Here is a 24,643-nt window from a genome sequence, read left to right as displayed (position 1 = left end):
GATTGTCACATCGATTTTGGTGCCCGATATCATACTACCTGCACTTTCCCAGATAATCTAAGCGGAGCAGGCCATTTGGAACAAGCGTTTGACGGCTATTTTGTATTTTCGCGTTCCGGGCCCGCTTTGCGGAAGTGCTCGAAATTCTTCTTGCAAAATCAGCTTTAGCAACGACTTGCGTCGATCGTTATGAGAAGGCCGTCGCGGCCGATTATCCCAGGGACGATCGGAACGATCCACCAACTTCCTTTGCGGTTGATCCCAAGCCCACAGTTCGGTCAAAGTCATCATCCACAGGTTCATGTGAAACGCGCCGATGTTGGCGTGCAGGTTTCGCAATTGCTGCTGACCGGCTCTCCAAACTTCCTTGACGTCCTTGAAGACCTGCTCGATGGCATTGCGGCTGGCCACGGTTTCCAGGATCTGGGCCACCGTCGCCTCCGGATTCGTCGAGAAGAAAGCGATCCACCCTTTTTTCTCTTTAACCAGAACCACGCGGATGACTCCCTCCGCCGACTTCCAGGTCGCCAGAAAACTCTTGTACGTTTTGACTTCTGGGCGACCGTACAACTGCAGGGAGGCCGACGACCATCCCCGGGCATGAGCCGCTCGCTTGGCCAAGTCGATTCGCTTCTCTCCGTACTTGCGGGGACGCCCCCGACCTTTGGAGGGAGAGGGCAACTCGTATAGGGCGGCATCCTTGCGGAGCCGACTGATCAATGTGAAGTTCAACTGCCGACACGCCCGCAGAATCGGTTTCTTCGCATAGCCGCCATCCGCCACGATCCAGACTGCTTTCCCCGGAGAAAACAAAGACTTCGAGAGCCATTGCAGGATCTCCACCGCCAGTTGCAGCTTGGTCCGAAACTTCCACTGGTACTTGCGGGGAAGCGTCGCGACCTCTTTCTGGCGGACGTATAACTGGGCTCGCCAAGGCAAGCCGATAACGCCGTGGAGAGGATGCCAGGCCAATAAAGCCGCCACGACGAAGTTCTGCCCGTATTCGAGCAACTGTCCGATCGGACCCGGAGTCGGATTGTGGTGAATTCCGGCCCCTTCGACCTTCGGACCGTAACGTTTGGTGAGGGTGTCATCCAGAGCAATCACGATCTTCTCGGATTGGGCCGCCGGGTGTTTGAGAACCAGTCGTCCCACGGCGGTACTCATCGAAAGGGATTCTCGACCGACCGCTGCAAGGTGCCGGTAGGCCGACTTGTACTTTCGACGGATACCGGCGGCTCGGAACCATCGGGAGGCGGTGCGTCGCTGGTCCTGAGCGAGGAACATGCCGCGGAAGATACGCACGGTTAGCGACTGGATTCGAGCATCCAAAAAGAAGACCAGGGCGGAAAAAGCGCTGGACAGAAAGGAGGGAAAACGAGATACTTCCATGGCCGGTGCCTTCCTGGCTTGATGTTTTTTAAGCACCACCATGCTGACGGAAGCACCGGCTTTTTCAAGAGCAATTCAAATTCCCAATACCCCTAAATTGTTAAGACTTTCTGGGAAAGTGCAGATACTACAGAAGTGACTCGATTTTCCATGCAAGATGATCTTGCAATAAACCCTGAAAGTGCTGTACTGAACGGAAGATGCTGCGTCGCGCGTTCCAGGTTTGGGGTGTGTCGCCTCTCAGCCTGGCTATTTGTCCTACAGAGGGAAGTCTCGCCTTCATCCCACTTGAGAGCATCTCCGATCGAACGCTACTACCTTGTATCCTTCGTGTGGAGTTTTCAGTGTTTGAGTTGAACCGAGATCAGTAGAAAGCCTTCTTCAAGCATGTAGTCTCGGAATCATACGGTGTGATGAAAAAAATTAACTCCCTTTCTTACGAGAGGGAGCAACCGTTGAAGTTATTCGAGAAATTTCCCTTTCGAATTTCGAGGTGTTAGATCGAGGAATATTCGGATATCGACACGGGTAATCGCGTTTCTTCCCGATGTGGAGTCTGGCGTGGAGAAAATTAAGTAATCAACGCCCGTGCGAGTCCAATCTCAGATTTTCGAATCGATGCTGGATGTCCTTCCATGGTAACTCATTCGAGTATTTTGGGTACAAGAAAAATCCCCAACCGAGCACGATGAAAAAAGCCACTACGATTAAAATCTTCCGCATCTGACGTAGCAGGACAATTGCGAAGGTGACAACCACCAATGCGGCACCGACGATGAATGTTGCTTCCGGTAGAAAATAGGAATTAAAAGGCATGTGGATGTCACCCATGTCAAATTCTCCTGTGCGCCAGGCTATTATCTCAACACTGTCATTTTTTATTGCAGTGCCTCGCATGCTAATCCTGGACTTACTTCTTGTTTCTCGGACAAGTCACCCAATCGTGAACTCGCCTACACTTTGAAATTGCCGTTAGTGGAAGATACAGGCCAAAAAAATTGAAACAGAAAGTGAGATCTGGATCGCCGAACGCATCAGATGCGTTCAAATCAGGTATTTTGGTGTTTACCTTCCCTTGATTTGATATTCGATGATACCGACAAAACGAAGTCCTTTGAACCATCAGCTCAGCGATTCTTCAGACCGATGTGGCAGTTCATCGAGTTGCCTGAATTGCGTTCGGAACTTTTTACATGGCTTCCCCCGGCGGATCTCTGCCGTCTTCACCTGGGATCAGAGATTTCCTGCCTTGGCGTGCCGTAATATTAGTAATTACTTTTCATTCGAAGTTAAGGAATAAGAAAATACTTCGTTTTCTGGAACGACACGGATAGATTGCCTCACGCTTTGCCAAACTTGTCAATCACTTGAAAAGATTTTTGCTTTTTTTGGGCCGCTCATTTCTGCGGACGGCAATTCTCTTATTAACGGGGGCAACAATAATAAAAGGCCCCACAACCTCAAAAGTGCCCGAAAGGGCAAAGGAGAATGTACGATGTTTACGAAGTTTCACACACATTTTTTGACGCTGGCAGCCCTGGCTTTTTTCACCCTCTTCGGCGGGGGAACAGCTGGAGCTCAGGATGAACAGTGGTCGCCCAGAAAGGACAGTACCGGTTATACGTACTACGAATCCGGAAACAAAAGAGCCTATCCTGTGGGCAAGGCCTACTTCACCGTCATCGACAACGGCGGGGGAAAGTTCGAGTTCTACTACGAAGAGGGGCAGGTCTTCAAGCGAACTCCGACAGGGCTCTGGCACGCACGCGGCGGCCAATGGGAGGCATACACAAAAGAAGCACTGTTGGGGGGTAAACTGGCGGAATTCAAGCGTCACTCTAATGAGGCATATCGGGAGCTTCTCAAAAACCCAGCCAATATGCTCTATCAAGCAAGGAACCTTGCTGCAAAGCAGATGCTTGATAGCGCAAAGGCTATCGCGGGGGAGTAGTAAGGTAACAGGATGCCGCATGGCCATGGACGGCCATTGTTTTGTGCTTTTCCCGGCCGGTGAAAAAAAAGTCAGCGGTTTTGGGTTTCCGCGTTCTGGTTACCGCTCCTGTGTGCCCAATATCTTAGAATTCCATCCCGGGTTTTAGCCTTTGACAGCATTCAGACTATCAATCACTTTCCCTGCTTCCTTCTTGGTTAACTGATGGATCGTACAGGGTCGCCCGATCACCTCCTTGATTCGAAGTTCCAGTTGCTGATCGGTGAGTTTGTTCCGTCGGGCCATCGTTTCCAGGAATTGCAGTTGCTTCGGTGTTGCCTGATCTGCTTTTCCGTTCGGGCTGTTGTAATCGGGACGATTCATTGACAACGGCTCAGTTCTACGGGCGGGATTGGCGTGTCCGTTGCTCGATTCGTTGTTGGTTGGAATCGATGGGGATGTTTTCGATGACGGCGGATCAATTTCTCGGTCTCGGCTCTCTTCGATTTCTCGGTTCAGGGCCTCCTCGGCCAGGTCAAAGAGTTCACTCACTTTTTCCAGAACACCTTCGTGATCGCTGGGTGGAAAAGGAATTTCTCCGTCCAGGCTGACGGTAAAACCGGTGGAGTTGTAGTCCTGGCTGAGTTTTCGACTGAGGGAAACCGTGGCTTTGAGCATTTAGTCCTCCTGTAGGTTTGGATTATAGAGGAAGTACGCCACTCAATTCGATGGGGAGCTAATCGAAAGGTTCCGGCGAGGAGGTCCAAAACGGCAAGGATAAAGTGCAAGCTTTTTCTCAGCAGTCACATCGCCACAGGCCATACTTGTACAGCGATCTCAAGGAGTGCTTCTCGTTCTCTCAGATCGAGCAGATTCTCATGATTGCTCTTCAAATCGATGAATGATTTCGTGAATTTCGCAAATTCCAAAAAAATAAATGGCCGCCTGTTTTCGCTCACGGCAATTCCTTGGTAGGAATGGCGAAAATGCTTCGCCGATGTACAAACTAATTCAAAGCGGAGACTAAAATGAAGGCGTTATTCTTAAAATCGATTTTCGGCATCTCGACCTTGCTCGTAGTCGCTGATTCGGCTTCAGCTTGCGACCATCCGCGGCATGGAGCCCATGCCAGTTATCCGCAAGTCTGCTACGTGCAGGCTGTGCCGAGCATGGCACAACCTATGATGCAGCCTCAAGCTCCTATACCGCCTCAAGCTCCGATGGCGTACGCCCAACCCAACTATGCTCAGCCCGTCCCAACCATTCCACAACCAGTGATGCCACAGGCACCGACACCTCCTCAGGCTCCAACCTCCCAAGCGCAATCAAACTACGCGAATCCGGTTTCGAATCTACCTCAAGCTCCAGTGCCTCCCCAGGCACCCATCACGCCACAGATTACGCCCGCGAATTTTCAGACTCCGATTCGAGTGGGGCAAACGCCGATAAACGAACGCGAACTCCCCGATGATGTTAAGGCTCTCATTCGCGAAGCGGTCAAACAAGCACTTGAGAATCAAAAGCGGGAGCTCATGGAGGGCAATCGAGGAGCAGCTATCCAGCCGCCTTCGCGAGAAAGCTCAGATAATCGTGCAATTCCTTCTGTCATTAAACCAATGGATCAGGACTTGGCGGCGGCTTCGAGGCCTGCGATTTCGAGTGGTGATAGACCCTGAACCTTGGGTAGAATATCTAAAATTTAAATCTCATCAGCCTCCAAAAGGGGCTGATTTGTAATCGACAAATTCTTTTTCACGCTTGCCAAATCTATCTCCAAGTTAACTCCATCTTCCAGCTTGATTGCTTCCTCGCATTTGCATGGGCCAATCAGTTTCAAAGAAGTTAGCAAGTCTCCCATTCTCATCGACTCTCAAAGGATACCCCGACATCTGCTGAGTGGTACTTTCATCGTCGTGGGATACCTGGAGACTTTTGCACATCGAGTTAGAGAAAATTGCATTGCGGAATACTTGGCAAGTTTGACCACTTCTGGAAGGAAATGGCAATTATTCGATAGAGCTTGGTACCACTAAACACCGAAGTGTGTTCACCGATTGCCAAAGTAATAACGATTTTCACTTGAACCAGGGAGAAACTATGAATCGATTTCCAGTTCTTTGTTTGCGGAGTCTCGGGATATCCCGTAACAGGCCATGTAAATCTGAACATGGTGTCCACCAAACCATAAACAGTAGGCGATTTTTCAAGTGTCACTTATTGAATCCGTTATCCACTCTTTGCTTTTTCTCGATTTGGCTCTTAATCATTCCATCTGTCCACGCCGGCGATGAGCCGGAACATCGCTACCTGACGTATACCATGGCCATCGCAGTGGGCTACACGCCGGAAGAGGCCAAGATCCTTTCGGATGGTTGCTGGAGTTTGGACATGAATGACACCACCACGGCGTTACCGAGCGCAAACCCCACCTATTGGGAGTACGTCAAGACCGTCTTAGCTACTCACACAGCTTTACACTCACCGATGGCGAAGAAACTCTGTGATAAGAACGATCCTGCTCTCGATCAGCTCGTCTTCAATACCGGTGGCGGCGATTTCGGTCGAATCGGTCGGGGTGTATTTTACCATGCGTTATATCAGGATGAGCCTAAGGACGACGCACGCCACGAGAAAGGAGGCGCGCCGAGTCTGGACAAACCCTGGAAGCAGTACATCAAGTTTGAACTGGCCAAAATGAAGGATCAAGGTTGGCCCGAGGACGTTGTGCAAAAATACAAATTGATCCTGATCGGTCAGTATCTCCACATGCTCCTTGACTCCTACGTTCACCCACCTAATCCGTGGATTGGACACTCGCTGCAGGGCCACGAACCGGACTATACAGCCAACCACAAGGATTGGTACAAAAATGCTGTCAGAAGAGTTCTTACTGAACTTCGTTCCGACGATTTCATCCAGGGCAGCAAAGGCCAATTCACTTCATTTGGGGTGAAGGACACCGAAAAGGAAAAAGCGTTCGCCGAGGGCCTGGTCAATGCACTGGCCGACGACGGTTATAAAGGCAAAGCTCCCGGGTCGCTAGAGGAATCGGACAAGCCTGGCACAGTCAAGGCAAGCTGCATCGCTGCTATCGAAAAGTTCATGAACGATTATTTGCAGAAAAGGGACGATTCCACGAACACCGGGGACGGGGTGAGCACATTGGACGACAAGCGTGTCAAACTCCGCGACATTCAGCCAGTCAGCGAGAAGTTCAGCATCCCCGCTTACACTCACATCCAGTATGTTGCCCCCGGAGTTGTATTTTCGGGACCACCGCGAATCCCGGGAGGAACGCAACGCACTGGTAGCGCTGACAATTTATTCTGGACGCAATACGGTGACAATGAGCCCGGTCCGGTCCTCGACAACTTCATCACTTGGATTCTTAAGCGAGAGAAAGAGAAAGATCCGGATGCTATCAAAGCGCTTGAGCGCGTGCGGGAGAGCATTCGAGCCGGGTTTTGCCTTTGCCAGGACAACCCCGCGCAACCGTCGGCCCCCGTGCCGGCGCCGATGCCTCTTCCGATGCCGACCACCAACCCGGCGCCCGCGACCCCTCCTGCACCTGTACCGAACGCGCCGGTCCCGGTTCCGTTGCCCAACCCTACAACTGAAACGCGTGCCCCGGCGGCACCGCCGCCCGCGACGCCTGCGCCGGTAATGCTACCAAATCCAACACCTCGACATGACGATCGCGGGCACTTTTCCATTCCTCTCGGACCAGTCTCGCCACCGCGAGGAATAGTGACCGGATTCGGCGGCGGATCTTCCATGACTCCCTTCAAAATTCCTGAGATTCCTCATGCTTGCAAGCCAGGGATAATCGATGCCGTGATTGAAATTATCGACAAGTCGAATCCGGGGCATGGGAAAGGCGATGGCAAAGACGAAAATTGCACGAAGGGCGATACGGATATGACCATTATCTGCAAATCCAAAGAGATCGATCAAGCGCTCACCAAACGTGAGCAGGCTGAGCGTGAAGCGACTGCGGCAAGGAATCTAGCTGTCCAACAACAAAAAAATTACGCGGCTGCGGTCGCTCGTTATCAGGCCGATCTGGCACGATACAATGCGGCCGTTAAACAGCAGCAGGATTACGCGGCTGCGGTCGCTCGTTATCAGGCCGATCTGGCACGATACAATGCGGCCGTAAAGCAGCAGCAGGATTACGCGGCTGCGGTCGCTCGCTACCAGGAAGAAGTTGCATACTACAATGCCGCCCTTCAGCAGCAGCAATATCAGGCCGCGCTGGCTCAGCATTATTCTGTTCCAAATTATTCAAGCGGTTCTCATTATCAAAACGGCTCTCACGGTGGCGGAATGAGTCACGACGTAGATTGGGGACGCGCTGCGTTATCGATCGCTGGAGCTTTTCTAGGGGGCAATTCCGGACATCATAGATGAGTTTCAATGTAAACAGGTGGTCGCATCTTCATTTCTTGATGCTGACCATCTGTTTTTCAAATAATTTTGTCCGTTTTGATCTTCATATGGCACTTCTCTACTTAGCAGTCAACTGAAGTCGATCCTGCTTGTCAAACAATTGACTTTGTTGAGCTGACTCAAACCTACTGAAGTAAAGCATTCTTATCCGACTCACTCGAAGGAAAGAACCATGAACTTTCAAATGCTGCAATTCCCTATTGTTCAAGCCTGCACCCGACGAAGTAATCGGGTCGCCCGCTATCTCCTGACACTGGCCACTATCGTTCATTTCTCTTGTTCTGCTACAGCAGCCGATGCCAAAATTGTCGAAGTGATCGGTAAAACAGCAAAAGCCAGTGTTACTTCCGGCACACTCAAAGTTGGCGACGGTGTGGCAATCCTTTCGATTCAATCAAACTCGATCGAGGAAATTGTGGCAACTGGCCACGTTTTAGACACGGGTGATGGTTCGATTCTGGTGACAATCGATCAGGCCAGAGACAAAGTTGTCCCAGGACAACAAATGCGTACACTTCCTACGACTTCTTCAGCAAATGAGGACTCATCGCTCTCAAAGAGCGGAGGTTCTACAGAGCGGAATCAGGTCCCGCAAAACAGGATGACATCACCGGGTTGGCTGGGAGTGTCAATCCGCCCTGTTTCGGAACTTTTAGCAAGTGAAATGAAACTACCTCGTCCAGTGGGTGCCCTGCTGGTGGGGATCTACCCCGGTAGTCCTGCAGATAAAGCAGGATTCCGGAGAGGAGATATTGTGCTCAAAATTAATGATAACTGGATCCAGAACGTCGATCAACTCTCACCAGCACTTGCAAAGTTTAAAGCCAGTCAGCAAATTACAGTGGTTTTGATGAGAAATGGAGAAGGTTTGCAAACGCAAATTTCACTTGCGGTTCGCCCAGCTGCTTCTTACTTCGTTCAATCGGTTCGTGAGAAAGCCATGCAAGGCGAGGCATGGGCGCAAGTGGAACTAGCTTCTCTCTATCAGATGGGTGAAGGGGTCGATCGGAACGAGGAGCAGTCGATTGTTTGGGCTCATCGGGCAGCAATTCAAAACGATGTAAAAGCTCAAGACATACTTGGTTACGCATACTCCAAAGGTGCGGGTGTTAAGAAGGACGATAATTTGTCTCGAGCATGGCTGCTCAAAGCAGCTGAACAAGGAATGCCTAACTCTCAGGTGCAATTGGCGGATATGTATCGACGCGGTCTCGGTGGAGTTCAAGATTTTTCAGCTGCATTTAGCTGGTATCGCAAAGCTGCAGAACAAGGCAATGCCCTCGGTCAGTACTGGCTGGGCTTCATGTATCTGAAAGGCGAAGGCATAGAACAAAGCGCGACCAAGTCGGCCGAGTGGTTTTTGCAAGCAGCTAGTCAAGGATGCGCAGTTGCACAACGTGAAGTAGGACATCTTTTTGAAAAGGGTGAAGGCGTACCCCGCGATTTGGAGAAAGCGATCGACTACTATCGTCATGCCGCGGCTCAAAACTTACCATCCGCAATGGTTGATCTAGGTCGAGTCTACCGCTCCGCAAAAGGAGAGTTGAAAAACGTGACCGAGGCAGTGAAGCTATTCCGAAGTGCCGCCGAGCAAGGAGATGCAATGGCCCAGGTCCAGATGGGCCTCGCTTATCTGGACGGAGCCGGAGTTGAACAGGACGAACTGCAAGCCGCACAGTACTTCCAGAAAGCTGGTGACCAGGGTTGTCCGGAAGGTTTTAACTATTTGGGATGGATGGCTATGCAAGGCCCGAAATCCCAACGGAACGAAGAGATGGCGGTGAAATGGTATCAGCTGGCGGCGAATCAAGGATTTGCTAAATCCCAAGTGGAATTAGGAAATCGATACCTATTTGGTGAAGGTGTGCAAAAAGATTACGCTAAAGCACTTCTCTGGTATCGTAAGGCAGCCGATCAAGGACTTGCGATTGCTCAAAATAATATCGGTTTCATGTTTCAACAGGGTTACGGTGTTCAAGTCGACTACGAAAAAGCGTTGGATTGGTATCGCAGAGCGGCCAAACAAGGCTGTGCACAAGCACAGAATAACTTGGGAGTGCTCTATCTTAATGGGCTGGGAGTCGAACGCAATCGGGCGGAGGCAATTTCGTGGTATCTTCGAGCATCCTCTCAAGGTAGCAGGGACGCCAAGCAGAATCTGCGAGCGTTGGGGGTTGAACCTTAATGAGATAAAAAAATAAACGAAAGTGACTTTGCAAATAGAGTCGGTTCGACTGAATTAGTTTGAAAACAATTTTCTCGCTCTAACCTAACCGACTAAGAGGCTGTGCCAGCATGGTCGAAATGGTGAGATATGCCATAAGAATGCGGCAATTTATCTCATTTTGGCAGAGACTCTAAACCACATAAACTTGGCTCCGTCCCTAATTCGCAGGACACGGAGATTCTTCTGACAGCACTAAAAAAACACTTAAAATTTTGTATTTCTTTGTTTGGGCGGATACTAACAAAGCATTTCGCATTCCAAATTTCGATAGGTATTTTTCGACAGGGAAATTGCTTTAGGAATGAGAAAATCCGACTATCGGCAACTTCTAAAAGTCCTAGCCAAAAGGGCTTCTCGTTGCAGACTCAAGGTATCCGACCATTGATTCATTTCTACCAGAAAGACCTACTTCCAGTGCTACATTTCGATTGTCTGGTGAATTTCCAGAGACTAGACTGATCAAAACATTTGAGAATATCTTAAAAGTGTGACAACTGCAGGCCCATCCTGGGGTGATAGCGGTGCAACAAGATGCCGATTTCCGAACTCTAGATGAAGATGCGGTTCGAAAATTCGAGCGATCTTGGATACAAGGGATTATCGAAGCTCTCGAGAAGTACTTGCCCGAAGCCAACAGCCCGCTTTACCTTCCGACACTCGAAGAACTTGTTCTGGTTGATATGGAGTTTCGTTGGAAGCGATCAGGCCAAGCCGACGCGAGTTGTGAGTCAGTCGAAGCTAATCCCAAGGTCGAAGACTACTTGCATCGATTCCCAAGTCTGAATCAACCGCTGATTTGTCGCCGACTGATTCATCAAGAATATCGAGTACGACGTCAATTCAGTACTCGGCCTGAATTCGAAGAGTATTGCCACCGTTTTCCTGACTTTGTGAGTACTTTGCAGGATCTGGCTTCCGAATCGGTTCTTGAGACATGGGTGAGCGCACATACGAATCAATTGAAATCTGACTCTCCAAATGCAGATTCCCAAAAATTAGAATCGTTTGGCAATTATGAAGTATTTGAAGAAATTGGCCGCGGTGGAATGGGTGTCGTTTATCGGGCTCGGCAGTTGCGACCGAACAGAATAGTCGCACTGAAAATGCTTCTTCGGAGTAATCGAGCGATATCAGATGGACTGGATCGCTTCAGAAGTGAAGCCGAGGCGGTAGGAAGGCTTAGTCATCCTAATATTGTTCAGGTTTTCGAGGCAGGCGATCATGATGGCTTACCGTTTTTCACTCTGGAATACTGCGAAGGCGGATCCCTCGCTGAGAAGTTAAGTGGTGTTCCTCAGCCGCCACTTACGGCGGCCTCTCTTGTAGTAGTCCTGGCGCAGGCAATTCAATCTGCTCACGATCGTGGCATTTTGCATCGCGATTTGAAGCCTGCCAATGTCCTGTTCGCGGCGGATGGTACGCCGAAAGTTACGGACTTCGGTCTTGCTAAGCTCATTGATCAGGATGGCGGCCAGACCCATACAGGTACCGTAATCGGTACGCCCTCCTACATGGCCCCGGAGCAGGCGCTGGGTGAAGCTAAGCGAGTCGGTCCCCCTGCGGACATCTATGCACTCGGTGCCATTTTATACGAAGTATTGACCGGTCGTCCTCCTTTCCGCGGCGCGACAATTTTGGAAACTCTCGATCAAGTTCGTAGTCGTGAACCAGTTTCCGTCCGCGAACTCAATCCTGCAGTTCCCAAGGACCTTGAGACAATTTGTCTGAAGTGTCTCAATAAGGAACCTGGGAATCGGTATGGCAGTGGAACTGAACTAGCCGAAGATCTGAATCGCTACCTCAGCGGTGAGACGATTTACGCTCGTCCCGCGGGACGCATCGAAAAATTTGGGCGCTGGTGTCGTCGGGATCCTTATTTGGCGGCAACCGGGGCTTTTGCCATTGTAGCAATGATCGGCGCGATGATCGCGTCATTGGCATATGCCTTTGAGCAATCCCGGAGCGCAAAAGAACAAAAACTAGCGACAGAAAGTCTTCGGCAAGAAAAGCAACTGACGGAAATCGCCCGAGAGCGAGCAAGCCATTTTACATCACTTTCGGCTCGGTTAGCTGCGGAGAGGGGGCAATCCTTCGGTGAAAAAAGAGATGCCGCTTTGGCTTTACTCTGGTATGGTCGAAGCCTCGAAATGGCCAGTCCCGATGATGATGACTTGCAGTGGTTCGTCCGAACTAACCTCTCTGCTTGGCTCCAACAAGTTCAGCCCCTGAAAGCGAATTATCCACACGGCCACAAAGTTACCTTAGCCCTGTTCAGTCCAGACGGAAAAACTGTGGTTACGGGGGGATTCGATGGCACTGCCCGACTCTGGCAAATTGATACGGGAGAGACAATCGGTCGCATGCAGATGCAACATCCCATAGTTCTGGCAAGTTTCTCATCTGACAATAAGAGAATCGTCACGACCGGTCAAGAACTCGTTACAGAAACCGGGACTACCCAAGTCTGGGATGCACGTACCGGCCTGCCTATTGGTCCACTTGTGCGCCACAATCTGCTTACGAAAGCCATTCTCAGTCCCGATGGTCGAAAGATTCTTTTCAAGCGGCAAAACACCAAAGTAGACTGGTTGCAATGTCGGGACGTGGAAAGCGATCAAGTGATCCTGGATCTTCAAGATCCAGAGATAACTATCTTTGACCAAAATTTTAGTCCGGATGGAAAAAGGATTTTGGTGACAGGGAGAGAAGGCGAAGTCCGACTATACGATGCATTTTCGGGGAAATTACTAAAGAACACCCGGCCGTTTACTAAACCGGTGAGCCATTCCGTATTCAGCGGGGATGGCAAATTGATAATATGCAGCAGCATAGATGGAACCGTCCGTCTCCTAGATGCGCTCACACTTGAACCATTTGGAGAAACGATGGTTCACGACTTCAAAGTACTGTACGTATTTCTAAGTCCCAATGACAATATTTTGATGACTTACGGTCTGGGAAAGGTGATTCGACTCTGGGATGCCCACTCAGGTAAGCCATTTTCAACTGCCAGTTTGAGTCTGGATGCTCCGATCGGGTTGGCAAGGTTTAGTGCTGATAGCAAATCGATCCTTACGACATGCACCGATAAAACCGCTCAGATTTGGGATCCAGCGAGCGGAGAGCGACTGGGGCCTGCCCTGAATTTTCGCGGCCAGCTTGGAGACATCACTAATTACTCGAACAGTCAGTTCAGGATTTTATCCTTTGATGGCTCATCTGTGCAGCTTTGGGAATTGGATGCTAGAGAAGTCGCTGGCCATCTCCCTTGCGCGGAAATTGTGGAGGCTTTGAAATATAGCACCGACGGTAAAATCGCGATCACGGCAGGTAGATCAGGCATTCAGCGCTGGAATACTTCCACGCAAGAGCGAATTGGAGATCCCTTAGGGTATAAAAGCGGTGATATTGTTCGCTGCCTGGCGATAAACCCAAAAGACAATGCGATTCTAGCAGGAACCTCCGGTGGCGAGATCAAATGCTGGAATTTGGCTAGCGGACAGCAATTGAATCCGATATCGAGTGTGGTAAATGACAAGACTAACACAATGGCGACTGGCAAATTCAAGCACTCCAGCCCAATACTTGGGCTATCGATCAGTCCCGATGGTCGAAAAATTCTCACTTCTTGCCAAGATCGATCAGCCTATCTTTGGGATAAGAACAGACCGGACACACCCGAAAGAATTCTTAGTAAACAAGGTGTCTTTGGCGTCGATTTCAGTCCCGATGGTGTAACGTTTGCTACTGCTGGCATCGATGGTAACGCTCAGATCTGGAACAAGCACACTGGTGAAGTGATTGGGAAGCCGCTGGAGCACGGAAACTCTGTCTGGAGCTGCCGATTTAGCCCCGATGGGAAGACGCTGCTGACTACATCTAATTCTGCTGCGTATCTATGGAAAGTTTCAAACGGTCAATCAATAACCCTATCTTATTCGGGAGTTTCAGTTGTTCAGGAATTCAGCCCGGACGGACGCATCGTTTTGGTCGGATCCGCCGGAGGCGAAATGTTCCTTTTTGAGGCTATAAACGGTAAACCCATCGGGCCTGTACTACGACATCCGGACCGGATTTTTAGTGGCGCGTTCAGCCCAGACCAGAGAATACTTCTAACGGGTTGTGCCGATCAGAAAACTCGTATCTGGGAGGTTCCCCATCCCGTTGAAGGGGAAGTGGAAAAGGTCGTGCTATGGTCACAAATCCTCACCGGATGCGAACTCGACAATACAGGCGAAGTGCACATCTTAGCAGCCGAGGACTGGGAATCTCGAAGAAAACGACTCGTAGACCTCGGAGGCCTACTAGTATCCTTGCCCCGAAACAAGTCAGCGAAATTGGACAATGCCGATTTTTCAAATCCTTCAGGAATTTGGGAAGGCTGGTACAAGAATTCTCTCAGAACTTCGCAAGGAATGTCGGAAACAAAGTCTAAAATCATCATTCGATGGGATGGGAAAAAGGGAACTGGTGACTGGGATGGTTATTCCATCCAGAATATGGAACGAATAAAAAACCCAGACGGATCACCTGGAAACGAGTACGTCTGGACTCACTCCAACGGAGGAAAGTTTTATAAGGTATCGATTGTACCCCGCGAGGTGCATGATTTCCAGGTTACAAGTCTTTTCATCGCTTACAAAGTCACGGATGGCAAAGGTGAAGCGCTTTATGATGGCCAGGGATATTTCAATGTAACAGCGAACAAATAGTCTATTTCGAGATTAGTGGTTCCGGAACACTTACCGGTGTCCCTAATGACTACGAATTTCTCCAATTAACAACCTTTGTCCTTTTCAATTCACTCCTTGACAAGAGTTAGCCTTCTCGCCAAAACAACTTACGAATTCTCTGCAAAATTGTCTGGATCACAATTCCAATCGATCAAAATGAATATACTTGGTCAGCAAAGGCATATTTCAATTGTTCCGACCGTTCAACTAGATCGCTATTTGGAGGAAATCTATGCCGCAAGATGACGAATGGCTCATTCAAGGCTTGACGAGGGGAGATCCAGAAGCTGCGCGAGTCTTTTGCGAACGCTATGCTCCAATGCTGCAGCGAGTTGCCGACAAATACCTCGCAGATGGAATGCGGCGCCGCGTTGGTCCAGAGTCAGTCTGTCAGTCGGTTTGTCTTTCATTTCTTCGTCGAGCACAAGCGGGCGAGTTCCAGCTTCCCGACAGCGAAAGTCTTTGGCAGCTATTGTGCGCCATTACATTGACCAAGGTGCGTGAAAAAGCCCGATATCACCGTCGTCAGAAACGGAATATTGAGCGAGAACGTCCCTTAAACTCACCTATGGGAAGAAATACTGACGGCGAAGACTTCGATTTGGCTGATCCACATCCCACGAATGTCGACGCGGTGGAGTTTCAAGAGGAGTTTGAAGCTTTGTTGGCCGATTTAGACGATGAAGAAAGGCAACTAGTCGAAATCAAACTTCAGCAAAATACGAACGAAGAAGCTGCAACGAAAATGGGATGCTCCGAGCGTACTGTTCGACGCATACTCAAACGAATTCAATCGAAAGTGAGCCGAGGACTTCAATCGGGATAAATCTGGATAAGACTACTCGATTCAGCTAACTAACAACCCATCCAAAGAAAGCATTTTCTTTCAGAACTGAATTGAGAAAGCAAATTTCATAGATCGCGACACATCGGAGATCAAAAATCTCACCAGAGTTCCTTCTTGCGTCTTAATCTCTTTCTGGTCTAATATTCCCTGCTGTATGTGAACGCTCATTTTCCCCAAGGCTTTTTGGAATAGGTTCGAGAAATCCAGGAATTACCCCACTCAATTCGATGGGGTACTCATGAGAATGGACCGGCGTACCGGTCCGAGTTGAGTTGGGATTGGATTAGGCTGAAGGAAGAATCAGGCGGCCAGTTGCATCGCCAGGTGCCAGGCTCGTTCCTTGATCTTGGCAGCGGTACCCCACCAGATGCTTTGCAGGCGGTTCGATTCTCGATCCCGTTCGGATTTACCCCGGAAGGTGCGGTGGTCGACGTACTCGGTGACGGCGTTGTAGGCGGTCCAGAGACTGTGCCGGATCTCCGGCATGTTGTGACCGATGCCTTGTTCGAAGAGTCGGTGCAGTTCGGCCCGGGCTTTCTTGGTGGAGTTCTTCGCGAGTTCTTCCTCGGGGCTGGGGTAAATCTTCTCGAAGTAATTTTTTAGCTGGGCTTCGGTCGGGTAGACACTGGCCAGTCGATTGATCTTCTCTGCCGCATTGTCGTAGAACCGTGTGGCCAGGCCGAGTACGCGTTGGGCCTCACCGATCTTGGCCTCTAGGTTACCCTGATGTCGGATGCTGATACCTTCGCCTTGCCCCTGGTTCAGTGCCATCGACAGGGTGTTTTGACAGACTACCCGTACCGGGGTGAACAGGACCCTGAGTGCAGCTGAACCATCGTGAGCATTGGATAGAAGCAAGAATTTGTTGACCAGATCTTCGGAGTTCTTCACACGGATGTGTCCGGGGAGTTTGGCCAGCAGGAAGATTTTCTCGCCTTGTCCCAGGGCACCGGCGGTATGGTACCGGATACCCCCGTCGGCCACGACGGCATCCAGGAAGCCGAAGGCTTGCTTGTTCTGCACCGGGATGTACCGGTTGGAGACCAGACCCAGGACGGTCTGATTGTCATACCGAACGACCGCTCGAGCCCGGGGCACCATCATGCCGTCGACGGTGGCGACCTCGGTCAGGGTCACGTCGTAATCCAGGCCGGCGGCGGCGATGGCCTGTTCCGCCGTAGCGGGTTGATCCAATTTCTGGCCCAGGCGGTGCCAGGGTTCTTCGCCGTAAAAGGCGAAGGCAGGTTTGTTATTCGTTGTCGCTAGATCGTGAGCCATTTCGTGTTCTCCTAAATGAGTTGTTAGGAGTTACGCAAGGCAAGAAATGCGAATTTCAAACCCGAATCGAGCCAAAATTTTAAAAAGTCCAATTTTTCGCAAGTGCGTATTTATCTGAGACTTGCGTTGATGAATGCTAATTCATTATCATGAAGTATGCACCATACCGCAAAACAACTATTGACTGACACAGGTAGGTCAGCTAATATTCAATAGCCTGAAGTATTATGTATACCTCAGAACCCAATCTCCGGGGATAGAAAAAAACCGGTTAGGTCTAGTACACCCAACCGGTTCGGAGTTTTTGCAGGCAGAAATCTGGCTCTGGTAAAAACCTTCTAACTTAAGTCTATCACGGCTTAGTGCTAGAGTCCAGTTCTGCCCCTGTCTATTGTTAGGGGTTTAGAATGTCTCGAAGTTTGGCGAAAACGATTAAACCAGGTTCGGAAGCCAGATCGGTTGAGAACCACACGGGGGTTTCATACAAACCCACAGAACGAACAAGAATTAGAGCTATTGAACCTATTTCGTTTAAAGAGGCACTGAGTATTGCCGACGAGCATGGCAAGAAGCATCTAATGCTGGGCAACGGCTTCAGTATTGCTCTTCGCCCCGCCATTTTCACTTACAACACCTTGTATGAACGGGCCAAAGATTCGAAAAAGCTTTCCGCAGAAATGCAGGATGTTTTCGACAAATTGGGAACGACGGATTTTGAACTGGTTATGGAGGCATTGGAAAATGCCGCAATCCTCGTGAGTCTATACGAAAAATCCAATCCCAGGCTTGCCAAAACTCTTAAAAAAGAAGCTGCCCATTTGCGGGATGTGCTCGCCGAAACTATCGCAGAAAACCACCCTTCACGACCTCACGATATTACGCCAGAGCAATATGCATCCTGCAAAAGGTTTCTCGCAAATTTCGACGGGCAAATCTACACTTTGAATTACGATCTTCTCCTTTATTGGACATTGATGCAGTCAGAAGTGGAGCCTAGGGTTAAATCTGATGATGGATTTCGAAATCCAGAAGGCCGTGAAGAAGAATTTGTCACCTGGGATGTACAGAACACAAATGAGCAGCGAATCTTTTACTTGCATGGTGCACTTCACATCTATGATGCTGGTGCAGATCTTTTGAAATTTACATGGAGCAAGACTTCAGTTGCTCTGATTGACCAAATCAAGAGTTCGCTTGCTAAACGAGAGTATCCTCTGATTGTTACCGAAGGAACGTCTGACCAGAAGAAAACTCGTATTCAGCACAGCAATTTCCTTGGACGTGCATATCGTAGTTTTTCAGCCATCACTGGAAGCCTGTTCATTTATGGCCATTCCTTGGCAGACAATGACGAGCACTTGCTGAAACTCATCGACAAGGGAAAGGTAACAAAGGTCTTCGTGGGGATCTACGGCGAACCGACCTCAGAGCGGAATCTAGCCATTATTGATCGTGCTCGAAAATTCCAAACTCGACGCCGAAGCGGTTCTCCACCTGACGTCTATTTCTTTGACGCTAGCTCTGCCCATGTCTGGGATGCGCAAGACTTTGGAACAGTCGAAAAGAAGGGGAAGAATTCAGCAAATTGAGCAGCAGATTTTCCATTAAGGCTAGCTGTTTGAGAAAGCAGCTAGCCTGAGTTGATCCAAGGGCTTTCACTCTAGCTAGTTGGGTAGATTGATGAAGAAGAAACTCCGAGACCTTGCGGACATCCGGACTGGGTATCAGTTCCGCGGGAAGGTCACAGCCAGCGATCAGGCCAACGTATCGGTAATCCAGATCAAGGATGTGGACGACCGGCTCCGGATTCATGTGTCAGATCTGTTGCCGGTGAAAGTTGACAAACCGGAAGCTTACGAAGTGAACCAGGGAGACTTGCTGTTTCTGTCTCGTGGCCATCGTAAGTTTGCGGCCGAGGTGACCGATCCGGTTCGGGATACCATCGCCACCGGGTACTTTTACATCGTGCATCCGAAGTCGAAAGTGGTGGACCCGAGCTTTTTGGCCTGGTCCATCAATCATTCAGAGTTTCAGGAAGCCATGCGTCCGTTTGTTCGAGGGAGCCACATTCCCCTGATCTCGAAGACCGACTTCCAGGACATCACTATTCGGCTGCCACCGTTGGCAGTCCAGAGGCGGATTGTCGAGTTACATCGTTTGTTTGATCGAGAACGAGAACTGACCACAGAGATCCAGTCGAAACGGGAAATGCTCCTTCAGGCGGTTTCCCGGAAGCTGATGACCGGTCAGTTGCAAATACAAGGGGACAAATTATGATGACGCCAATTCTGTCCGAGAACAAAATGGAAGTGAAGAGCATCGGGGGCGTGTCCATCTTTCGCCCCCGCTTGGAGAGTGAGCAGCTGGCTCGAAACGAGGCAGTGAAATACCTTCGTGAGGGGTATTCTTCTGGTACATACTCCGACTCAAAGAAAATCAACGAGATTCTTCAATACCAGTTCGGTCACTTTTATCGTTTGCTCAAAGTCGAAATTCAAAAGACATCTTCACGCCACCTTATGGAGTTTCTTCTCGGACAGTACGACATCACGGCCATAGTTTTGGAGAAGCAGAAGAAAGGCAGCCTCAACGCCGATGATCAGGAATATTGGGCACGACACGGACCGATCATTCGTCGTGCTTTGAAGCACCTAGCTGAGGTTGTAGCAGGCTTAGCCCCACCAGAGGCTCCAACTCTAGACCCAGCTGCATTGCTTCTCAACCTCGACACGATCGTAATCTGCGGAGAAATGCTTGTTGAGCTCTACATATTGAGCGATCAGACGCATGGACTGCACCCAAATGATTCAACCCTGAAAATCCACCCCGAGGGTGGTCTGGATTATCTCTCGATCACCGTAAAAGATTTTGAGCGTTACAATGAATTCCCCCACCGTATTGATGACAACGCATCTCGACAGTCAAAATATTTGGCCCGCAAACCACTTCGCTTTGACTTGGATTTCCAGGCCATGGAGTTAGACTCCACTTTCAAATCAGAGTTCGGTTTTACTTACAAACAGGGTATTCAAGCTCTGCAACAGCTGATTGATAAGGTTATTGTCCCCGATTCCAAATCCTTCAATGTCCCCTTTGTGCGTCGTGAATCGATGATCGACGGTGTAGTCCAGTTGACAGGTGTCAAACGAACCTTGGTGGAGCGATTTATCAAAGGATTTTCACTGACAAAGGCTCAGCTGGAAGGCCGGCTCATCTATAAGCCGAAGCAGGAATATCGAGCCCTCCGCCGTGGTTTCTTTGAAATGCCGCATAAGACTGGCCCTCATCTGGTCTGGTCCAGATGCATGGCTCGGGAGTGCCTCTTAGAGTTGATGAAAGGTACGCTCTTCCAGAGGTGCCCGAGTGAATGGAAAAGTGTCAGCATCAACAAAGCATTCGCGACACTTCAGAACAAAGGCGGGAACTGGTTCGAGGCCGAAGTAGCCCGGAACATGATAGCCCTAGGTGCCCAGGGAAAGGCTTCGCTTAAAGGTGGGATCGGCATAGGTCCTGACCGTGTGATTATTCCCTCGGAAATCGGCGAGATTGACTACTTGGGATTCTTTCCAGCCGAGGGGCTACTTACGCTCCTGGAAGACAAGATGGTCGATGGTGGGTTCGAGCCCAACTACTTTCGGGACGACATAAGCAGCTTTGTCACCGATAAAAAGCCATACGTTCATCAGCTAAAAAGAAAAGTCGAGTGGGTTCGGAACAATCTTGTAGCTGTTTGCAGAGGCCTGTCCAGTCTTTTAGACGAAAAACCAGTGATTAACCCGACTCGTGTTGCAGGTGCGTTGGTTACTCTCCACCCAACGTATGCTTCGTACTTCATCTCCGACTATCCATGTATTCCGCTGACCGAATTAATGGAGGATTTCAATGCAAAGGGAGCCTGGCCTTACGCCGTGGGTGTAAAGCAGGTGCCCTGATTACTTGAATCGGTGACTAGCTCATGGAATAGATCAATTGAATCTTAACTAGTGGGGACCGGTATATATGAACGAATCAATAAGCCAGGATGAAATCAACAATATCGTTTGGAAGGCATGCGACACATTCAGGGGAGCTGTGGATCCGTCCGAGTACAAGAACTACATCCTAACGATGTTGTTCTTAAAGTACCTCAGCGACTTGTGGAAGGACAAGAAGCGGGAGTATGAGGAGAAGTACAAGGGGGACGCCGAACGGGTCAAACGTGCCCTGAGCCGGGAAAGGTTCACGCTGCCGGAGGAGTGTGACTTCGATTACTTGTACTCCAAGCGGGATGCCCCCAACATCGGGGAACTCATAAACATCGCTTTGGAAAAAATCGAAGACGCGAACAAGTCCAAGCTTGAGAACGTCTTCCGCAACATCGACTTCAACTCCGAGCCGGCCCTGGGGCAGACCAAGGAACGGAACCGTCGGCTCAAGCACCTGCTGGACGACTTCAGCGATCCCAAGCTCGATCTGCGTCCTTCCCGCATCGGACAACGGGATATCATCGGCGACGTTTACGAGTACCTCATTGGTCAGTTCGCTGCCGGAGCCGGGAAGAAGGCCGGGGAGTTCTATACGCCGAAGGAAGTTTCGATCTTGCTGGCCAAGTTGGTTCAACCAAAAGCCGGGGACCGTATCTGCGACCCAGCTTGTGGTTCGGGATCTCTGTTGATCCAGGTCTCCAAAGAAGTTCATGACGATACCGGGAAGACCAGCAAGAACTTCTCCCTCTTCGGCCAGGAATCCAACGGAAGCACATGGGCTTTGTGCAGGATGAACATGTTCCTGCATGAACAGGATGGTGCTCGGGTCGAATGGTGTGACACGATCACAAACCCCAAGCTCATCGAAGACGACAAGCTGATGAAGTTCAACGTGGTGGTGGCCAATCCTCCCTTCTCCCTGGACAAGTGGGGAGCCGACTTTGCCAGCCACGATCCCCACAAGCGGTTCTGGCGTGGGACACCCCCCAAGAGCAAGGGGGACTACGCCTTCATTACCCACATGATCGAAATCGCCGTGGCTGACGATGGCCGGGTCGGGGTCATCGTCCCACACGGGGTCTTATTCCGGGGCGGGTCTGAGGGGCTGATTCGTCAGAAGCTGATTGAAGAGAACTTCCTGGAAACGGTCATCGGACTTCCGGCCAACCTGTTCTTCGGGACGGGGATCCCTTCGGCGATCCTGATCTTCCACAAAGGGAAGAAGACCACGGACGTGCTCTTCGTCGATGCCAGCCGGGATTGTGCAGATGAGAAGAAGCAAACGCGGCTGCGGCCTGAGGACATTGAGAAGATCGTTGCTACGGTTCGGAAGTTCAAGAGTGTCCCCAAGTACGCTCATCGAGCCAAACGATCGGAGATTGAGGAGAGCGAGTTCAATCTCAACATCCCGCGGTATGTGGACACGTCTGAAGCCGAAGAAGTGATCGACATCGTAGCCTTACAGACTGAGATCGAAGGCCTGGAAGCCGAACTTAGCAAGACACGGACGGAGATGAGGCGGCACTTAGCTGACCTCGGCCTGAAAGGGTATGCATCATGACATCAAAATCACGATGGATCGACCACTCTTTCGGCGAGGTTGTTCGGATGGTCTCAGGAGGCACTCCAAGACGAGAGACACCAGCGTACTGGAATGGCTCACTTGATTGGTATTCGGCAAAGGATCTAAAGTCATTCTTGCTAAAGGGATCGCAAGATCGGATCACGGAGCAAGGGGCTTCGAACGGAACACGAAAGGTCCCGAAAGGGACGCCTTTGATGTTAGTTCGTGGAATGACGCTTTTGAAAGAGGTTCCTGTTGGAATTACCACTTCGGAAGCATCATTTAATCAAGATGTCCGGGCACTTCTTTCTGACGCGATCGTTGGGGAATACCTTGGTTACTTGCTCAAGTCGCGAGAGCGGACCCTTCTGTCGATGGTTGACCAAGCCGGGCATGGAACAGGACGACTGAGTACAGATCGGATTAACGAACTTGTCCTTCATTTCCCAGAGTGCAAGAAGGAACAGGTTGCAATTGTCTCTGTATTGTCGATGTGGGATCTGTGCATCAGTCAACTCACCGATCTCATTGCAGCTAAACTTGGGTTCAAACAAGGGCTGATGCAACAACTCCTGACAGGGAAGAAGCGGATAACTTCTAGGACCCATCACAGAACTCCTGGGCCGCTTCCTGGCGACTCTCCAGACGATTCCGTCGTCTCGCTTGAAGTCGAGTTTGGCATTACGGGAAAGAGCTTTCAGGAGGGCATACCGGCTGTCAGTACTTGCCCCCCTGGTTGGACTCAGCACTCCTTCCGTCAAGTGTTCAAGGCCGTCGAGCGTCCGGCTGAACTCAGTGACCAGGTTGTTTATCAGTTGGTAACAGCCAAACGCTACCGAGGCGGAATAGTGCCCCGTGAGCAACTCCGTGGGGAGCAGATCAAGACAAAGACCCAGTTCTTTGTCGCAGCTGGCGACTTCCTGATCTCAAAACGCCAGATCATTCACGGTGCCTGTGGAATGGTGCCTGCTTCCTTGGATGGAGCGGTCGTCTCAAACGAATACGCCTGCCTCCAACCGAGCAGTCAGCTTGACCCAGGGTTTCTGAACTACCTGACTCACGCCCGATATTTCCAGCAAACCTGCTTCCACGCCAGTGTTGGTGTCGCACTAGAAAAGATGATCTTCCGGCTGGACCAGTGGCTGAAACACCTTGTGAATCTTCCACCTCTGAGCGAGCAAAGGGCGATTGCTCATTGTCTTTCCACGATGGACCGTGAAATCCTGTTGCTGGCTCGGCAACGTCGGCTCCTCAAGGAGCAGAAGAAGGGGCTCATGCAGAAGCTGCTAACCGGCGAGGTCCGGGTCCACCAAAAGTAGAGGCGTGACACGCTGAAAGGCGACATCCTATGGCTTTCAATCCGAAGAACGTGTTCGACCTACCGGACCTCGACGTCCCGATCTATCGAATCTTCCCTGTCGATCGATTTCGGCAGGTTATGGAGGGACGAAAATTGGCATTGGTGAGGCCAGCGAGTTGGGAGGACAAATTTGAGAACGTCCTCCTTAAGTCGAAGGCCAGTATCAACACCAAGGAGATCGTGGGCCTATGCGACCTTCGTGAGAAGATGTACGGCCAGTGCTGGATGCTGTGCCCAGACTCTGAGGCAATGTGGAAGCTCTACTCGTTTCCATCGGAGTTGCCGAGTCGGTGGTTCCACCGAGCTGTCTACAAGGTCAATCGGTGGCTTAATGGCCTACCTCACAAGCAAGAGGGAGTAAAGGTCCGCACCACTCCTCGAAAGCTCTTTACCGCATTCTTCAAGGACAGCGAGCAGTACTGCGACCTGTGCTACTTCATCGGCCGGGTGCGTTACATGCCTCAGCAGGACATTGAGTCTATGCTGAAAGACGAGGATCAGGTAACAAGCTTAGTGCTTGATAGCACGGGCCGAGGCCATGCTCAGTCGCTGCTTTTTAAGCGGGATTCCTTCAGTCACGAGCAGGAGGTTCGGCTCATCTACGCGGCGAACGACGGCAGCTTTGATCCAAACAGGGCACTTTATCTGAGTGACGTGGCCCCCAACTCTCTTTTCGAGGAAGTCAGCCTCGATCCTCGACTTGCAACCGTTGAGAGGGATGACTCCATTGCCCGCATCAGGTCATGGGGTTACCAAGGGCCGATCAATCAATCAACGTTGAATATCCCGCCCCACTTTACGGTTGATCTGGATGCATAGGCGTGAACATGGCCAATCGACGAGCATTGAAGCTTGGGAATGTCGCACAGTTTGTGCGACTACTGGCAGCTATTTCGCT

At 50.4% G+C, this 24,643-nt stretch carries 16 protein-coding genes; 12 read left to right on the top strand and 4 right to left on the bottom strand.

What is annotated here, in order from left to right:
• Positions 1–57: 57 nt before the first annotated feature.
• Positions 58–1,392 carry an IS701 family transposase gene (locus tag KIH39_RS15745; RefSeq protein ID WP_213493803.1) on the bottom strand — a complete coding sequence of 445 codons (1,335 nt, stop codon included), beginning with the start codon at positions 1,390–1,392 and terminating at the stop codon, positions 58–60.
• 579 nt (positions 1,393–1,971) lie between these two features.
• Entirely contained in the window at positions 1,972–2,223 is a 252-nt protein-coding gene (locus KIH39_RS15740) for a hypothetical protein (protein WP_213494181.1), read from the bottom strand.
• Positions 2,224–2,887: 664 nt separating this feature from the next.
• Here KIH39_RS15740 and KIH39_RS15735 point away from each other — a divergent pair.
• Complete coding sequence (locus KIH39_RS15735; RefSeq protein WP_213494180.1) at positions 2,888–3,343, top strand: hypothetical protein; 456 nt, start codon at positions 2,888–2,890, stop codon at positions 3,341–3,343.
• A gap of 144 nt (positions 3,344–3,487) precedes the next feature.
• Here the strand turns inward: KIH39_RS15735 and KIH39_RS15730 are convergent, their stop codons facing one another.
• Entirely contained in the window at positions 3,488–4,000 is a 513-nt protein-coding gene (locus tag KIH39_RS15730; RefSeq protein WP_213494179.1) for a hypothetical protein, read from the bottom strand.
• 350 nt (positions 4,001–4,350) lie between these two features.
• On the opposite strand from KIH39_RS15730, the gene KIH39_RS15725 reads away from it, so the two are divergent.
• From KIH39_RS15725 to KIH39_RS15705, 5 genes are all read left to right on the top strand, one after another.
• The gene (locus tag KIH39_RS15725; protein ID WP_213494178.1) at positions 4,351–4,998 is read left to right on the top strand and encodes a hypothetical protein; all 648 of its coding nucleotides are present in this window, start codon (positions 4,351–4,353) and stop codon (positions 4,996–4,998) included.
• 643 nt (positions 4,999–5,641) lie between these two features.
• Positions 5,642–7,732, top strand: coding sequence for a coiled-coil domain-containing protein (locus KIH39_RS15720; protein ID WP_213494177.1), 2,091 nt, complete (start codon positions 5,642–5,644; stop codon positions 7,730–7,732).
• Positions 7,733–7,943: 211 nt separating this feature from the next.
• Positions 7,944–9,956: a PDZ domain-containing protein gene (locus KIH39_RS15715; RefSeq protein WP_213494176.1), complete on the top strand. Its 2,013-nt coding sequence runs from the start codon at positions 7,944–7,946 to the stop codon at positions 9,954–9,956.
• Between the two features lie 563 nt (positions 9,957–10,519).
• Complete coding sequence (locus tag KIH39_RS15710) at positions 10,520–14,710, top strand: protein kinase domain-containing protein (RefSeq protein ID WP_213494175.1); 4,191 nt, start codon at positions 10,520–10,522, stop codon at positions 14,708–14,710.
• Positions 14,711–14,963: 253 nt separating this feature from the next.
• The gene (locus KIH39_RS15705) at positions 14,964–15,557 is read left to right on the top strand and encodes an RNA polymerase sigma factor (RefSeq protein WP_213494174.1); all 594 of its coding nucleotides are present in this window, start codon (positions 14,964–14,966) and stop codon (positions 15,555–15,557) included.
• A gap of 321 nt (positions 15,558–15,878) precedes the next feature.
• On the opposite strand, the gene KIH39_RS15700 is transcribed toward KIH39_RS15705, so the two are convergent.
• A complete protein-coding gene (locus KIH39_RS15700) occupies positions 15,879–16,856 on the bottom strand; it encodes a DUF932 domain-containing protein (protein ID WP_213494173.1) in 978 nt (325 codons plus the stop codon).
• A 407-nt stretch (positions 16,857–17,263) separates the two neighbouring features.
• Between KIH39_RS15700 and KIH39_RS15695 the strand changes: the two genes are divergently transcribed.
• The 6 genes from KIH39_RS15695 (at position 17,264) to KIH39_RS15670 (ending at position 24,564) form a co-directional block, all read left to right on the top strand.
• Positions 17,264–18,445 carry a DUF4917 family protein gene (locus KIH39_RS15695; protein ID WP_213494172.1) on the top strand — a complete coding sequence of 394 codons (1,182 nt, stop codon included), beginning with the start codon at positions 17,264–17,266 and terminating at the stop codon, positions 18,443–18,445.
• Between the two features lie 91 nt (positions 18,446–18,536).
• Entirely contained in the window at positions 18,537–19,133 is a 597-nt protein-coding gene (locus KIH39_RS15690; RefSeq protein WP_213494171.1) for a restriction endonuclease subunit S, read from the top strand.
• Positions 19,130–20,788: a hypothetical protein gene (locus KIH39_RS15685; protein ID WP_213494170.1), complete on the top strand. Its 1,659-nt coding sequence runs from the start codon at positions 19,130–19,132 to the stop codon at positions 20,786–20,788. The genes KIH39_RS15690 and KIH39_RS15685 overlap by 4 nt, the downstream gene beginning before the upstream one ends.
• 67 nt (positions 20,789–20,855) lie before the next feature.
• Positions 20,856–22,382, top strand: coding sequence for a type I restriction-modification system subunit M (locus KIH39_RS15680; protein ID WP_213494169.1), 1,527 nt, complete (start codon positions 20,856–20,858; stop codon positions 22,380–22,382).
• Positions 22,379–23,704, top strand: a complete 1,326-nt coding sequence (locus KIH39_RS15675) for a restriction endonuclease subunit S (protein ID WP_213494168.1) — start codon at positions 22,379–22,381, stop codon at positions 23,702–23,704. Before KIH39_RS15680 ends, KIH39_RS15675 begins: the two co-directional genes overlap by 4 nt.
• Before the next feature lie 29 nt (positions 23,705–23,733).
• Entirely contained in the window at positions 23,734–24,564 is an 831-nt protein-coding gene (locus KIH39_RS15670) for a hypothetical protein (protein WP_213494167.1), read from the top strand.
• Positions 24,565–24,643: the final 79 nt, after the last annotated feature.

Source organism: Telmatocola sphagniphila, assembly GCF_018398935.1.
Lineage (GTDB): Bacteria > Planctomycetota > Planctomycetia > Gemmatales > Gemmataceae > Telmatocola > Telmatocola sphagniphila.
This window is presented reverse-complemented; position numbering and strand designations above follow the sequence as displayed.